Origin of the sequence: Endozoicomonas sp. OPT23 (genome assembly GCF_009653635.1) — a bacterium.
Lineage (GTDB): Bacteria > Pseudomonadota > Gammaproteobacteria > Pseudomonadales > Endozoicomonadaceae > Endozoicomonas_A.
The window spans coordinates 569375-584761 of the sequence record NZ_PPFD01000003.1 but is presented as its reverse complement, the minus strand read 5'-3'; the positions used below and the strand labels follow the sequence as shown (position 1 = coordinate 584761).

15 protein-coding genes and 1 riboswitch are annotated in these 15387 nt (G+C 46.2%); of the genes, 8 read left to right on the top strand and 7 right to left on the bottom strand.

All coding sequences use genetic code 11. The features are described from left to right. Nucleotides 1-54: 54 nt before the first annotated feature. From EOPP23_RS08485 to mutM, 6 genes are all read right to left on the bottom strand, one after another. Nucleotides 55-795, bottom strand: a complete 741-nt coding sequence (locus tag EOPP23_RS08485; RefSeq protein WP_153765518.1) for an ABC transporter permease — start codon at nucleotides 793-795, stop codon at nucleotides 55-57. Beyond that, entirely contained in the window at nucleotides 792-1556 is a 765-nt protein-coding gene (locus EOPP23_RS08480) for an ABC transporter ATP-binding protein (RefSeq protein ID WP_153765517.1), read from the bottom strand. Before EOPP23_RS08480 ends, EOPP23_RS08485 begins: the two co-directional genes overlap by 4 nt. Nucleotides 1557-1559: 3 nt before the next feature. Beyond that, a complete protein-coding gene (gene thiD, locus EOPP23_RS08475) occupies nucleotides 1560-2396 on the bottom strand; it encodes a bifunctional hydroxymethylpyrimidine kinase/phosphomethylpyrimidine kinase (protein WP_153765516.1) in 837 nt (278 codons plus the stop codon). Nucleotides 2397-2475: 79 nt separating this feature from the next. Continuing rightward, nucleotides 2476-2577, bottom strand: a riboswitch (TPP riboswitch). Between the two features lie 28 nt (nucleotides 2578-2605). Next, nucleotides 2606-2932, bottom strand: coding sequence for a hypothetical protein (locus tag EOPP23_RS08470; RefSeq protein ID WP_153765515.1), 327 nt, complete (start codon nucleotides 2930-2932; stop codon nucleotides 2606-2608). Continuing rightward, on the bottom strand, nucleotides 2929-3558 hold the full coding sequence (locus EOPP23_RS08465; RefSeq protein ID WP_153765514.1) for a lysophospholipid acyltransferase family protein: 630 nt from the start codon (nucleotides 3556-3558) through the stop codon (nucleotides 2929-2931). Before EOPP23_RS08465 ends, EOPP23_RS08470 begins: the two co-directional genes overlap by 4 nt. A gap of 78 nt (nucleotides 3559-3636) precedes the next feature. Then, nucleotides 3637-4452: a bifunctional DNA-formamidopyrimidine glycosylase/DNA-(apurinic or apyrimidinic site) lyase gene (mutM, locus tag EOPP23_RS08460; protein ID WP_153765513.1), complete on the bottom strand. Its 816-nt coding sequence runs from the start codon at nucleotides 4450-4452 to the stop codon at nucleotides 3637-3639. 192 nt (nucleotides 4453-4644) lie between these two features. Here mutM and EOPP23_RS08455 point away from each other — a divergent pair, with 192 nt between their 5' ends. Both EOPP23_RS08455 and EOPP23_RS08450 read left to right on the top strand, forming a co-directional pair. Continuing rightward, on the top strand, nucleotides 4645-6057 hold the full coding sequence (locus EOPP23_RS08455; RefSeq protein WP_153765512.1) for an MATE family efflux transporter: 1413 nt from the start codon (nucleotides 4645-4647) through the stop codon (nucleotides 6055-6057). Nucleotides 6058-6208: 151 nt separating this feature from the next. Further along, entirely contained in the window at nucleotides 6209-7219 is a 1011-nt protein-coding gene (locus tag EOPP23_RS08450; RefSeq protein ID WP_194842549.1) for a tryptophan--tRNA ligase, read from the top strand. A gap of 75 nt (nucleotides 7220-7294) precedes the next feature. Here the strand turns inward: EOPP23_RS08450 and EOPP23_RS08445 are convergent, their stop codons facing one another. Further along, nucleotides 7295-9373: an LTA synthase family protein gene (locus EOPP23_RS08445; RefSeq protein WP_153765510.1), complete on the bottom strand. Its 2079-nt coding sequence runs from the start codon at nucleotides 9371-9373 to the stop codon at nucleotides 7295-7297. A 186-nt stretch (nucleotides 9374-9559) separates the two neighbouring features. Between EOPP23_RS08445 and EOPP23_RS08440 the strand changes: the two genes are divergently transcribed. From EOPP23_RS08440 to EOPP23_RS08415, 6 genes are all read left to right on the top strand, one after another. Beyond that, nucleotides 9560-9934, top strand: coding sequence for a diacylglycerol kinase (locus tag EOPP23_RS08440; RefSeq protein ID WP_153765509.1), 375 nt, complete (start codon nucleotides 9560-9562; stop codon nucleotides 9932-9934). Nucleotides 9935-9965: 31 nt separating this feature from the next. Then, nucleotides 9966-10376, top strand: a complete 411-nt coding sequence (locus EOPP23_RS08435; protein ID WP_153765508.1) for a hypothetical protein — start codon at nucleotides 9966-9968, stop codon at nucleotides 10374-10376. 18 nt (nucleotides 10377-10394) lie between these two features. Then, nucleotides 10395-10757, top strand: a complete 363-nt coding sequence (locus tag EOPP23_RS08430) for an STAS/SEC14 domain-containing protein (RefSeq protein WP_153765507.1) — start codon at nucleotides 10395-10397, stop codon at nucleotides 10755-10757. 119 nt (nucleotides 10758-10876) lie between these two features. Beyond that, a complete protein-coding gene (locus EOPP23_RS08425; protein WP_153765506.1) occupies nucleotides 10877-11551 on the top strand; it encodes a hypothetical protein in 675 nt (224 codons plus the stop codon). A gap of 63 nt (nucleotides 11552-11614) precedes the next feature. Beyond that, nucleotides 11615-14992: a protein-tyrosine phosphatase family protein gene (locus EOPP23_RS21760; RefSeq protein WP_194842548.1), complete on the top strand. Its 3378-nt coding sequence runs from the start codon at nucleotides 11615-11617 to the stop codon at nucleotides 14990-14992. A 173-nt stretch (nucleotides 14993-15165) separates the two neighbouring features. Next, complete coding sequence (locus EOPP23_RS08415) at nucleotides 15166-15360, top strand: hypothetical protein (protein WP_153765504.1); 195 nt, start codon at nucleotides 15166-15168, stop codon at nucleotides 15358-15360. Nucleotides 15361-15387 lie beyond the last annotated feature (27 nt).

Sequence of the window (15387 nt, the reverse complement as noted above, 5' to 3'; positions counted from 1 at the left end):
CGGAGGGTCAGTTGAGCGGAAAGGTAAACCAGAAGTCCGGAAGAAAATGAAAAACTAAGTAGCTGGTTGCCATGGAATCAATTTCTTCAAAGCAACATCAGTTACGAAATACAGCCCCACAGAGCAGAACGCCAAAACGGCCAGAGCAGCAAACATCTGATCAACCCAGAGCCGTGCATTCGCCTGCAACATCATATAACCCAGACCAGCACTGGAGCCGACCCATTCACCGACTACTGCACCAATGGGCGCTACTACCACAGCAACTCTTAATCCAGATGCCAGCGCAGGCAGTGCTGCAGGCCAGCGAATATGACGAAGCACGGTAAAGCGATTACCGCCCATGGTGTGAGCCATATCCAGCCAGTCCTGATGAGTGTGGCGAAGACCGTCATAAGAACAGGTCGCGACAGGGAAAAAGATCACCAGTACGGTCATCACTACCTTGGAAGCCAGACCATAACCGAACCAGAGCATCAGAATAGGCGCCAGAGCAAAGACAGGAATGGCTTGAGTGACTAATAGCAGCGGCAGCAACCATGGGCGAAGGGCAACGAAATAAACCAGCACCATCGCCAGAAAAACACCTGAGATAACTCCAAGCGCCAGGCCCATAAGCATTTCGGCCATGGTCACCAAAGTATTTTCCCAGAGCATATCTGAATATTCATACATACTCTGAAAGACGGCGAGAGGGCCGGGCAATATGTAGTCAGGCATTTCCAGCAGTACGACAATGGCTTCCCAGAACAACAGCAGAGCGATCACTACCAGAAAAGGTTTTAACTGCTTCATGCGCATTCCTCTTCCTGACGCAAGCGCTCAAGAAGCTCGCCCTGTAAAGTCATCAGTTCCCGGTCTTCCAGAGACCGTGGTGTTTTCCCTGGAGGCATGATCGCTTCGGTCAGTGTCGCCGGATTTCCCTGAAGGTGATAAATATGATGCCCCAGTCTTAAAGCTTCCAGCGGGTCGTGAGTAATCAGGAACACGGTTCTGTCTTGTAATAACTCACAGGCCAGGTCCTGAAGATTCAGTCGTGTAATGGCATCCAGTGCACCGAAAGGTTCGTCCATCAATACCAGTGGTTTGTCTTCCATTAACGTGCGAGCCAGAGCCACTCTCTGACGCTGACCTCCGGAAAGGTTTTGAGGAAGTTCGTTCGTTTTTTTCGCCAGACCTACTTTTGCCAGAATATCTTCAGCGCGATCTCTGTCTTCTGGTGACAGTTTGTTTCTTCTGAAAATGCTCTTTCTTAATCGACTGCCCAGCGTCACGTTTTCCAGCACATTGAACCAGGGAAGAAGTGAATCCTGTTGTGCCATCCAGGCAAAGCGATGCTCTAAAACCTTGTGGTTTTCACAGAGAACCGTTCCCGATGTTTTCAACCCTTTGGCTGTGGACAACCCTGCAATAAAGCGCAGCAAGCTGGTTTTACCCACGCCACTGCCGCCCAGCAGACAAGTCCACTGGCCGCCTTCAAGAGTCAGGTTGAGGTTTTGGAAAACGACCCTGTCACCATAGGACAGGGAGGCGTCTTTTAGATTCACATCAAACATGAATCACCAGTTCCTGAAGAAATGGTGAACAGGGCCATTGCCCTGGCCAATGTTAAGTTGGTCAGAATGAGCAATGGCACCGGCAATGTATTTTTTGGCTTCCGGAATGGCTTCAGCCAATGTGAAACCACGAGACAGGAGCGCAGTGATAGCAGACGACAGAGTACAACCAGTGCCATGGGTGTTTCTGGTTTTTACCCATGCAGATTCAAGGCGGTGCAGTGTTTCACCGTCATGATAAAAATCGACGGCTTTATCTCCACTTAAATGACCACCTTTCAGCAGAACACCTTTAGAGCCAAACTGCAGCAGAGGTGTCACCATATCAATCATCTGGCTCATGGATTCAGGCACATCACAGTTCAGCAATACGGCGGCTTCATGGAGGTTGGGAGTAATCAGGCTGGCTTTTGACAGCAGTTCATCTTTAAGCGTTTCAATAGCAGCTTGTTGTAACAGCACATCACCACTGGTAGCGACCATCACCGGATCAACCACCAGATGCTGAACATTGTATTTTTCTACGGCTCGGGCAACCGTACGAATCACCTCAGGCTGCGACAGCATGCCAACCTTAACGGCTTTAATATTGAGATCAGAAAATACAGAATCCAGTTGTTGTTCAATAAAGGCAGGGTCGACATCAAAGATACCTTGCACACCAACGGTATTTTGAGCGGTCAGGGCGGTGATGACACTGCAGCCATAGGCGCCGAGTGCAGAAAAAGCTTTCAGGTCTGCCTGAATACCAGCACCACCGCCACTGTCTGATCCGGCAATGGTCAATGCTATAGGGCTGGAAAGACTGTTAGGTTCCGGGTTGGATTCCATCTGTGTCATGATTCGGTGTACTCCTGCCGAACTGACGTGGAAAAGCCTTCTGGTAAACGGTTCCCGGAATATTAGGAGAGTGAAGATTGCCGTTTCACCGTCGGTTTCCTACGCCAGAATTAACTGGTTCAGGTTCAATGGGTATTTCTCAGTCCAAAAGCCTGTCTTCCGGACACCCCAACCAACGCAGCGAGTCTATGTGGTTTATACGCTTATGTCTATGAGTCCACTTTTCTTATGCCGCCTGCACACCATGAAGCCGCAAGGCTGAACAGCATAACACCGGCCATAATAGCCGCCATTCTTAGCCATGGCTGTCCCGTTGCTATTCTCATCTGACCAATTTCATAGGCCGTGGGTAGCCAGACAAGAAAGACACCGCAAACAAGAACCACCTGCAGAAAACGTATTACCAGGGTTTTAAGAGTTAATGCGAATAGAGGCAAAATGGCCAAAGGCACAGCTGCTGCCCACTCTCCCATTCTGAGAAAGTGTGCGGCCAGAGGCAGGTAAGCAGCGAGTAGAAGACTAAAGCGCCAGATCATGGTTTCACATCACCTTTCTCAAAAGGTCCATTACATCCCAGTTCAGGATGTTTTGGTGTATAGGGAAGAAAGAATTCGTGCATGTCTCGGAAGTCTTTTTCCTGATCGCCGGACATCATCATTGGCTCACCAAAAATAACCTGTCTGTTTTTAAAGTCGAAGGAGCAGGGAACGATAGGGACATCCGCTTTGCGGGCAATATGATAAAAACCGGTTTTCCAGCGGTCGACTTTTGAACGGGTACCTTCAGGAGCGATGACCAGTACGAAGTTATCAGCGTCACGTATGGCTTCAGCTTGCTGCTCAACTCGATTAATAGACTTGTCCCGCTTGATTGAAATGCCTCCAAGCCCTTTCATCAACCACCCAAGCGGTGGAGCAAAGAGTGAATGTTTGGCGAAGAACCGGATTTTCAATCGAAGAATCAGCTTGGTCGCAACACCGACAATAAAGTCCCAGTTGGACGTATGGTGAGCGACGATGATCACGCACTTATTGATTTTGGGAATCTCGCCAACCAGTTTCCAGCCGCCAAGCAGCCAGAAAACGAATCGGCCAAGGGCTTCTTTAAAGCGGTTTTCTGGGACAAAGTTCTTATGAAAGTGTTTTGAGTTTGTTTTTGACATTAATCAGGCGCTATAGGTCTTATGGAAATGTCGTTATTCCGACATCTCCTTTAATCAAAAGTAATTCGCTTATTGTGTCTATCTCTGACACTTTTTGCAGTAGCAGGTACTACGGTTACCAATGCGAGTTTCGACAATCGTTGTGTTGCACTTGATACAAGGTTCGCCTTTACGACCATAAACGGCCAGCTCCTGTTTAAAGTAGCCGGGTTTGCCATCACCACCGACAAAGTCTTTTAGAGTGGTTCCACCCTGCTCAATGGCTTTGGCAAGAGTTTCCTTGATTGCTATGGTCAGTCGTTCGTATCTCTCTTTCGATATCTTTCCACAGGCGCGATCTGGGCGAATACCTGATTTAAACAAAGCTTCGTTGGCGTAGATATTTCCAACACCGACCACCACATGGTTATCCATGATAAAGGTTTTTACCGGCTGCCTTTTGTTCCGTGACAATTGAAACAGCCTTTGTGCCGTAAAACCCTCTGTGAGAGGTTCGGGTCCCAGTTTACTTAACAGGTCGTGCTGGTGGATATCATCGCTGCTCCAGAGAACGGCTCCAAACCGTCTGGGATCTGTGTATCTGAGAGATACACCATTGCTGAAAACGATATCAACATGGTCGTGTTTTTGAGGCGCTTGAGGTTGCTTGAGTACTCGAAGGCTACCTGACATGCCCAGATGAATGATCAGCGTTCCGGAATCCGTTCGAATTAACAGGTATTTAGCTCGGCGCTCAACAGAGCGAACCGTCTGCTGGTCAAGAATCTGTTTCAGGTCATCAGGAACTGGCCAGCGCAGTCTGGCATTTCTAACCACTGTTTCTGAAACAGTCTGACCAATAATATGAGGCTCTATACCACGGCGGGTGGTTTCTACTTCGGGTAATTCAGGCATCGAATAACACTAGCAAATTTGCCAGTAAAAGACATGATCAAATAGAACGCTCTCTAGGTAAAAATACTGTGAACTTTTTCGAATAATAACGACTTTGGTTATATATCAAATCATATGAATGACAGGTTAAAATAATTGCGGCTTTCGGCACCAATTCTGTATGGCAGAAAGCACATTCACCTGTGAGAAAAAATGACAATAACTCCGTCCTTGAACCCTTCTCTGGGTTCGCGCTTTATTAAGGAACTGAAAGAACTTATCTATCTGGCTGGACCCATTCTTGGTGCGCAATTGGCAAGTACTGGTATGGGCTTTATTGATACCAGTATGTCGGGCCAATATTCAGCCATGGATCTTGCAGCTGTAGCTCTTGGAACCAGTATCTGGATTCCCGCTTATCTGCTGGTGAAAGGTGCTTTGATGGCTGTGACACCTACAGTAGCTCAACTGTTTGGTGCTCGAAAAAGCGATCAGATTGCATCACCGGTCAGGCAGGCCATGTGGATGTCGCTTCTGCTAAGTGCAGCCATTGTGCTGTTTATGCTGACCCCCGAACCATTGATGAATTTTTTGCAGCTTGACCCGTCAATGACCGGTATTACTGCAGATTACCTTCAGGCTGTCAGCTGGGGTATACCGGCTTATTGTTTGTATAACGTACTGACCAGTTATTGCGAAGGCAGGTCGATCACCAAACCGGCCATGCTTATCAGCATTGCCGGACTGCTTATTAATATCCCGCTTAATTATGTGCTGATATACGGCAAGTTTGGTTTCCCTGAGTTGGGTGGTGTCGGTTGTGGTTATGCGACAGCTGTCTGCTTTATAGTCATGACGATAATGATGTTCTGTTATGTACATTTTGATGAACGTCATAAGGCCATTGGCATGTTCAGAACACTCGAACTGCCAGACCTGAATGCCATCAAAGACTTACTGAGACTGGGCATTCCAATGGGGTTGGGTATCTTCTTTGAAGCCAGTATCTTCTCTGCAGTAGCTTTGGTGATTGGTAAATTAGGTGCTATCACAGTTGCAGGTCATCAAATCGCTCTGAACTTTGCCAGCATGGCTTTTATGGTGCCGCTTAGTCTCTCAATAGGTATAACCATTCGTGTGGGACAGGCTATTGGTGCAGGTGACATGAAAGCCGCTCGCTTCTCCAGTTTTTCAGGTATTGCTGCAACCCTGATTACAGCGACGGTTTCTGCTGCTGGAATGTTGATGTTTGCTGAACAGATTGCTTCTATTTATACCAGCGATACGGCAGTGCTGACTCTGGCGGCGGAACTCCTGTTTTTTGCGGCTGTGTTCCAGTATGCCGATGGTGTTCAGGTGGCTGCCAATGGCGCTTTGAGAGGTTATAAAGACACCAAGATTCCAATGGTCATTATCTTTATCGCCTGTTGGGGGATTGCGTTGCCTCTGGGCTATACGCTGGGTCTGACAGATTTGATCACTGAGCCTATGGGACCTCATGGTTTGTGGATAGGCCTGGTCATCGCTCTGACAATCTCTGCGGTCTTCCTGACTCTAAGACTTAAAATACTTAGTGAACGAAAAATTGTTCATCAAAACGAAGAGTTAGTGCAGACCACTGCTTAAAACTGCGTGTTAAATGGAGAGTCGATAAACCTTATCGGCTCTTATAACCTCTCTAAGGGTTGTTGAGCTTATGTAACAGGCTCTTCTATAATGCCCGTTTCCAGTTTTTGAGGGCATTTCCAATGAATGCCCGCACGCCCATGAGTTGACCATGACCAAGACCAAAGTTTTAACAGGTATTACCACGACCGGAACGCCTCATCTGGGTAACTATGTAGGGGCTATCAGACCTGCAATTGAAGAAAGTCTCAGTGACAATATTGAGTCCTACCTGTTTCTGGCGGATTACCATGCCCTGATTAAAGGTCGTGACCCTAAACGTATCCATCAGTCCGGACTGGAGATTGCGGCAACCTGGCTGGCTTTGGGTCTTGATACCGACAGAGTGACTTTCTACCGTCAGTCTGACGTTCCTGAAATCATGGAGCTGAACTGGATTGTAGGTTGTATGACCGCCAAAGGTCTGATGAACCGTGCTCATGCCTATAAAGCAGCGGTTCAGGGTAATCTTGATGCCGGTGAAGCGGACCCTGATAAGGGTGTGTTGATGGGATTGTTTAACTACCCAATCCTGATGGCTGCCGACATTTTAATGTTCAATGCCAATCGCGTACCTGTTGGCCGTGATCAGATTCAACACATCGAAATGACCCGTGATATTGCCGGGCGTATGAATCATCACTACAAAACAAAGTTTGTGATGCCGGAAGCGGTTGTGGGTGAGAACACTGCGGTACTCAATGGTCTCGATGGTCGTAAGATGAGCAAGAGCTACGACAACACGATTCCATTGTTCGTGGGTGAAAAGAAACTGCTCAAGCTGATTCGTAAGATTAAGACCAACTCTCTGGAGCCGGGTGAACCTAAAGATCCGGACACCTGTACTTTGTTCCAGATCTTTTCTGCTTTTGCGGGTGAAGCCGAGATTGCTGCCAAACGCCAACAGTACGCTGAAGGTGCAGGTTGGGGGGAACTGAAAAATGAACTGTTTGAATACATCAATAACGTGCTGAAAGAGCCCCGTGAGCGTTACAACGCTCTGATGGAAGACCCGGCCTTTATTGAAGCAGAACTGAGAAAAGGGGCTGAAAAGGCCAGAGCTCAAGCCGCGCCTTTCTTGAAAGACATTCGTAAGAAAGTAGGCATTAGCCCTTTCGCCTGAGTGCTGAAGTTATCTCCACCTGAGTAAATCAGGTAATAAAAAGCCGGTCATGTGAACCGGCTTTTTTAATGGCGTTTATTTATTATCTTCTTCGATTGGTCTTAAGCCTGGCTTATCACCAACAGCCTTGTTATTCAGGCTACGAAGAGCTGTCTGAATATACGCAGACATTCTCTCTTTCATGGATTTATAGGTTTCAGGATCGGCTGATTTCTCAACTCTGGTTACAGAAGGCTGGCTTCCCAGATCAAGGTTTTTGAACAGCTCAGGTTTGAGATTGGGTTCCTTGATCATCACTTTATCGCCTTCAATCATAGCAACCAGCGGGTCGTTACCAGAAGGTTTTACAATCGCGAACCCAGGGTCATTCTCAGGCAGGGCCAGAGTATTCCTACCCCAACAGTGCTGTGGAAAAGATTTACCCAGAAGGCTGATTGCGGTCGGCACAACGTCTACCTGAGACATGGTCTTAGAATTGGTTGTGCCTACGGATTCACGAATTTTCGGTGCAATCATCAGCACAGGCACGTGGTAACGCATCAGGTCCATTGTGGTAACCAGATTATTGGTACCAAAACCATGGTCGCCTAACAAAACAAACAGGGTATCTTTGTACCAGCCTTTCTCTTTAGCCTGTTCAAAGAACTTACCCAGCGCCCAGTCAGAATATTTCATAACCGTCAGACGTTCGTTAACAGAGCCATCCTTGTTCTTAACAGGTTCAACAGGCAGTGGTTCCGGAAGCGTGTAAGGTAAGTGGTTAGACAGTGTTTGCAGCATGGCAAAGAAAGGCTTGCCAGTGTCAGACATTTTGTCCAGCTCGATCAGTGACTGGTCAAACATATCCTGATCAGAAACGCCCCAGGTTGGGTCGATAAACTTGGCATTCTTGATTTGATCTCGACCAAAGAAATTAGTAATGCCCTGCTTGCGGAAGAAACCTTCCTGGTTATCCCAGTTGAATGCGCCGTTGTAGACATAAGCATTCTCGGTATAACCCAGCTTGCTCATCACATCAGGGTAACCACTGAAGTGCGTATCACCTTCTTCCTTCTGCATCAGGTATTCATTCCCCGGTGTATTGGGGAAACAGGCAAAGGTGGCGAACATGCCCTGATGGGTGTGAGTGCCGTTTGAGAAAGCACGGTCGAACAGTAAACCTTCTTCTCTCAACTGATCAAAATAAGGTGTGATGTTATAACTGTTGTCGGTAAAGCCGGTGTAACGAGCGGTGAAGCTCTCCATCAGTACGATAACAACGTTCTTAACGTTTTCCGGAAGCTTACGCTGCTCTGGAGAGGTTTCCCGGAACAGAGCCAGCTCTTTTGAGTTCAGCAGTTTATCTTGCGGCTGAACGATCATCTGGCGAGTGATATCCAGAGCTTTCTGGTTCTCCATGGCTGTGAGCCAATGGGTATTAGCTTCTTTCTTGTCAGCTCGTCTTTCCAGTGCTTTGGTCAGAGTATAAAGACCATTCAATGCCAGATGGTTAGCAAAAATATGCTGACTGTGAATAGCATCACCCCAGCGCAGAGGAGCACCGCTTCTCAGTGTGCCACCACGGAAGGTAACAGTAAGAATGACGGCAACCAGCAGAAATACGGGAATACGAACCAGCCAGCCTTTGAGGTTGCTCTTGCCCTGAGGACTGGTCGCCTTGTTGAGTGCCTTGAATAACCAGACGACAATAACAATGGAAAGTGCCCAGGCGAACAGAAGAGTAAACGCTGGTGTACCGTTCACAATCATACTGACGACAGTGGTTGGGTCTTCGTTCAGATACTCCACAGCGATACTGCTTAAACGACTATGAAACTCATAATAGAACGTTGGTTCAGTAAGAGCGGTAAAAGTGATAACTGAACCCATGATGATCAACCATGCCATCCAGATCTTCCGTTGACGAAGACCGGAAGGCAGGAGTAAACCCAGCACCATGGGTAGCATGATCACCGAACAGATGATCATGTCGAATCGCATGCCTACAATAAAGGCATTCAATGTATCTGCTGTGGGAATATCCTGAGCCAGCTCAAAGTTCCAGGTTAAAAGAATGGCCCTGGCAATAGAGCTGAGAAGCATGACAATAAGGAAGGACCCTGCCAGAAAGGCCAGGTCATACCTTAGAAGGTATTTGTTTGAGGAGTTCTTCATATAATTATTTAAAAAGTTAACGGTTCAGGGGCAAGACCTATAGGGTAGTTGGTTCTTGGCCAGTAAGTAAGAGTGTATTAGCGGTATTTTCGTAGATTGAGTGATGATGCACTAGGGTGCTGTTTTTTCTATTGATATGAACGACTGACGATTACAATAATCTTTCATTTTTATCGAGCTATCGGCATGAAACCAGGCAAGAAAGGTATTCAAAGAGTTATTGATGCTACCGGGTACAGTTGGAAAGGCATTCAGGCGGCCTGGAAAAATGAAGCAGCGTTTCGGCAGGAAATGTTTCTTCTATTGGTTGGTGTTGTTGTTTCCAGTTTCCTTCCTGTGTCTGTTCTGGAACAGGCGGCACTGATCGGGAGCATCATCCTGATCATTATTGTCGAGTTATTGAACTCAGCAGTGGAAGCTGCAGTTGACCGTATTGGCGATGAATACCATGAACTCAGTGGCAGAGCTAAGGACATGGGTTCAGCAGCCGTTTTTTTTGCACTGGTGCTTGCGACAGTAGTCTGGGTAGGTGTTATATATAATGCAGTCGTTGCCAGTTAACTGATTATTTTTCAAACAGCCTCTAAACATAATGAGTGGTGAACCAATGCGGGTGCGTACCGTTCTGCTTCTTTCTCTGGTTATATTGCTTCAAGGGTGTGCTTCAAGTAATTGGCGGGCTGCTCATTGGTTCAGCAACAAATCAGATAAAATACAGTTTGATTTGAATCAGCTGAACAGTGACGGTTTACAAGGACCTTCTGATGGTTTGAGAACGCTTTCCTATGAATTCTGCATCCCGGATGACATTAATGCGGTTGATCAGGTAATGGCAATTGACCCGACTTTAGTCGTGTATAAGCACTCACGTGGGCGGGTACAATGTAGTGAAAAAGAGTATCTGGCCATTGGTCACACTGGTCAGAGAAATTATCAAGATATACTGAATAAGCTGGCTAACCTGAACTATGTGAAAAGTATTCAGGAAGCTCTGTTTGAGTAGATTCCCAAGGGGGCAATAATGATCGAAATACTGAACATGCCTGCAGACCACATTATTGGAATGAAGGTAGAAGGGAAGATCGAAAAGGATGACATTATTCCGGTCATCAGTGCTATTGAGCCCAAGTTTGACCAGCATGAGAAACTGGCGGTTTATGTTGAGATGGCTGCCTGGGAGGGTATCTCGCTCTCAGCGCTTTGGGAAGACCTTAAATTTGGATTGCCACACCTGAAAGCTATTAGCAAAAAAGCAGTTGTGACTGACAAAGCCTGGGTCACACATGCTGTTGAGTGGGCTGATATGCTGTTTCCGGGTATTGAAGCCAGAACATTTGAACTGAATGAAAAAGAAGCCGCTCTGGAATGGCTGGCTGAAAGCTAATAATGTTTTTTTAGCTTTAGCGGACTATTTTACCGACTGGCACACCGAGTTTCCCTGCAATCTATACAATGCTTTCATCTGACTATATTGGGTGAAACGCAGGAAACAGGGAACTCAATATGAAAACGCTCCTCTCACTGGCTGTTGCCATCTTTGCAATGGCTGCCATGACAACTCAGGCAAAACCTATCTATAAGTGCCAGAAAAATGGCACGACTCAATATTCCGAATCTCCCTGTGACTCCAACGCGACCGAAGTCATTCTGAAAGAACTATCGGCACCACTCAAACCTATGGATACAAGTGCTTTGAAAGGTCTGGATGCCAGAGCCAAAGTACGCAAAATCGAACAGCGTCTTTCCCTACGACAAAAAAGAATCAAAACACTCCAGAAGAAAATGGATAAAGAGCTGAGAGCGGTAGAAATCAGAACGGCCCAGATGAAAGCGAGTAAAACCGTTAAGGCGATGGCCTATGGCCACAATGATGACAAAGATGTGGTAGTAGAGACAGGCAAGTATAAAAAGGGTGACCACTGGGTTAAGAAGACAGTAAAAGAAAACAGGCACAAGAAGAAATCTGACCTTGGTGGTCTTACCGATTCTTTCGATAACATTGGCAAAAGCGCGTCTAGCATTGCAGATAACATTGGCAAGGAATCAGTTTCCGAGCAAAAGGCCGTCATCATCAGTCGCTACACAGTGCTGATTCAACAGGAGCAGTTTCAGGTCAATATCCTTCTGCAAGAGTTGTTTGCGGCACAGCAGGAAGAAAAAGTTACTCTTGAACGTTGAGGCTGAATTATGTCATCAGGTGGTGTAAAGGGGTCATCATTTCCAGAGAGGCAGCAGCCAGGTGTGGACTGGTCTACAGGTCAGCTTGGTCACTTTGCAGATAAAACCGTCAAGAGTGAGGATGACTCGACTAGATATCTACCAGAAAAAGATACTGAATTCTTCGAGGTATCTCACCCTATCAGCGACCGAAATGCTGATTTGCTTGATGATAAAAGTGGTATCCAGCAAATAGCTCAGAGATGGGGCGAGTTAAAATCAGGTTTTTTAGAAGAAGCACCTTCTATGGAATGCGGTGATCTTGATCTTGCCTATTTTGAATTAATGGGTAAAGCGGAAAAAATTGTTAATGAGCTTTCAGCTTTCTCAGTTGTTGGCCAGCGATTATCGGAACAAGAGCTGGATTTTTATTCTGAACTCCTGAACACAATGGCGAACGATCTTAAAGTTAGAGTTGGAAATATTGGTAAATTTTCTCCAATAAGCACGTTTGATTCCCTTACCCTTCTTGAAAAAAAACTACGATCGAGACATAAACTAATCTTTTGCATGCAGCACTCCAAAGAAGCTGCTGAAGAAATATCGAACAAGGCTAAAGCTCTGGAATCCGTGCTTATCTCTACCGACCAGAGTATGGAGCAGCATGCAAGAATAAAACCTAGAAAGGGTTCAGAGGCAAAGCCGGTTTCAGAAATACCGACTATTTTTGTAAAAATTAATACAGAGCTTGAAGGTATTAGTGAGCATGTCAAAGAGTTGCAATCAATGGACCCAGGTGCAGATCTATTCTGGCAAGCTTCATATTATAAGCATGCTTTAGAAACGGTTTCAGAAAGAATAGTAATGGATCGCAGATGGCCTGAATCAATCAGCGCAGTGATTGCTGGTATTCAGGAAGAGTTGGACAAACTCAGTAAAACTGGCAGCTATCGCGAATCCGAAAGGTTATACAACGTTGACGTTTCAATCCCTGCGCGCCGAGATACAGTAGAGACTGATGGAGTATCTTCCGAGGGCGTTTTTAAAAGCCTTTCCCAGGAGAATATCTCAAGACTGGATTCTATGCAGGAGCTTGCTCCAGACAGTTTGAGCAGTTCTACGGCATCAGTTCAAAAACCTGCGACAGTTGAACAGTACCATTTCATTAATCAAGAGAAAACGGTTGGCCCCTTCAAACTCAAGCCTGTTCCGGAAGAGAGGGTCGTCAAATTTTTTAAGGACGCTCCTGAATTGAAAGGAATGCCTGCTTTTCTGCTGTATCAGTTTCGAAATTTGTGTGAAGACTGTTTAAAGGAATCCATGGATGAGAGGGAGCTGTCAGGTATATTTGCTAGTGGATTTAACAGCCAGCTAGCTGATGATGTCTATGATATGAGTGCAGCTAAATCTCCGATGATGCCCCTGAAACATTCTCAGGTAACACTGCCCAGAGTAAATGCAGCTCCAGTCGCACTACCCGCTAACCGAATCAGCTACAACGGTCGGGAGATGGGTATCGCTATGAACAGTATGCCGGGTGAATCCTACGATGAGAAACTGGCCAATACTCTGGAAATGGTTTGCAGGGAAAATACTCCGGTCATGGTTGATCTGGTTTCAGATAGTGACCGTAAAGACAACAGTTGGAAAGGAAAACCAGTCTTTGATTGGGGTACTATTTCTGAAAATCTGGGTGACAAGTATGGTGGTTACACGGTATCGAAAAAAAGTGATGAAACGTTCGACCTTAAAACAACTGTTCTATTTCAAGGGAAGTCTGTTTTTGCAAAAGCCACTCTGCGAGAGTTTGAAATAATCCAGCCTGATGGCGAGGTGAAAACAGTACGACAGATTGCGTTCAAAAACTGGCCTGATGGCAGTATGCCGTCACCTGAACTGCTGGATGAGCTGCATGAGCTTATAGATAAAGAGCAGGCTGCTATAGGAGACCCGCAGGCCAAGTTACTGGTGAACTGCCATGCCGGTGTCGGTAGAACAGGATCGTTGTTCGCAACACGCTATCTCAGGGAAAAAGCTCAGGCAGGGCAGCTTGATCCAGAACATCTTGATGCAGAAGTGTTTGATGTCATAGTACAAGGCAAGCTTCACCGGAATCATGATTTTGTTCAATATCCTGAGCAGGCACAAGGGGTTCGTGAGGCGGCTGTACGTTATGTAGCAACTAGTCCGGCAAAGGCAAAGCCAGAAATTAAGAGTCAAAATATAACTATTGGTGGTATAGATCTTAAGCCAGTGACGGTTGCTATGGGCCAAGCTTTTTCGGAAGAGGTCACGGAATACAGAAGTGTATATTCTGGAAAGAAAAAAGAACTAAATGATCTTACTGCAAAGATTAATAGCATGACCTACGGCACATCTGAATATCACTCAGCCTGCCGACAGGAAACAGCTCTTGGTCATGAATTACACGACATAATGGTTCGGTTTAATGAGAACTTTTTTCCTCATATGCAGACGAGAATGTCTGATGTTATGGGAGATAAAACAGCGGAAGCCATAATGTGGACTCCGATGCTGAGAGAAAAGCCAGAGTCACCTGTATCAGGGCGTGGGCCTTATGCTGAAGGTGAGGTGTTTGAACCTTATACTCCTGTATATGGAGGTTATGGAAACTATGGCAGTCTGGATAGTTTTAACAGTCTTGATGTATCTGAGCCGCAATCCATCGAGCTGAAAGATATCGAACACAGAGGGGCAGGTACGACTCCATTGGCTTATAATCAGGTAAAAGTTAAGTTACCAGGTCAAAAGCCCATCAAAATGAGTGCCAGCCATATTCAGATTGCAGGAGTGCATAAGGGTATTGCCATGCAGGCTCCGAGACCTGAAGAACTTGATTGTGTTCTCCAGACTATTATGGAAAACCAGACAGGTGTTGTTGTTGATCTTCTGGGCAGCAATGACAGGCGCAGGTCAGAGGGTGATCCAATGCTGGATTGGAATGATCCTAATATTGCCCGGAACAGCAATTATTTTGAAGTAAGTAGCTCTGAGCCTCAGGAACAAACTATCAGGGATGGAGAAGACTCATACTCATTCACTACCAGAACATTCACCATCAAACCCAAGGTGGGTGGCGATGGTAAAGAAAGGACATTTTCCCAGATCTCATTCCCGGACTGGCCAGATGGTCAAGCCGTGCCTCACCCTGTTTTGAAGCAGCTTCTGGCGCATGTTGACAAAGAACAGTCCAAATATACTACTGACAATGACCAGGGGAATCTTATGATGAATTGCCGTGCAGGACTTGGCAGAACCGGGGTCAGCTTTGTAGGAATGCACATAATGGAACAGGCTGTTAAAAACAAACCTACTGAAGAGACTCTGGGGCAGCTTACCCTGGAAGGCATAATCCATGGTCGGGTTTCCCGCTCTGGTGACTTTGTTCAGTTCATTCAGCAGGCCAGCGAACTGATAGAGCTTGAAAGGTCATACATCTAGCAACTATTTCCATTCTTAATCCCCCCCTCTCATGCGACTATCTTTATCAGGCCGTCCATGGCAATAAACTTTCTACGGTAAATGGCAATAGCGCCCTGGTTGTTTTTCGGGCAATACTCTCTCCGTGTTGCCAGCAGAGCCCTGGTGCATAAGGTGGTTTAGCAAGATGCTGAATGAATATTGAACTATTCTGCGGCAAAAATGATCTTGCTCACCAGAGCAGTCCGGCTACAATGGCGCATTTCTCAGCCACAGCTATAACTGTTTATAGAAAAATCATCAGTAAAGTTGTGATATTGCTGAAATTGACAGTGCTGAAATTAAAAGCGCTGCAAGTGACAGAATTTATGTCGGTGAAGGGTAAGTGATCTTTTCCGTTATCGACTTAGGCTCTG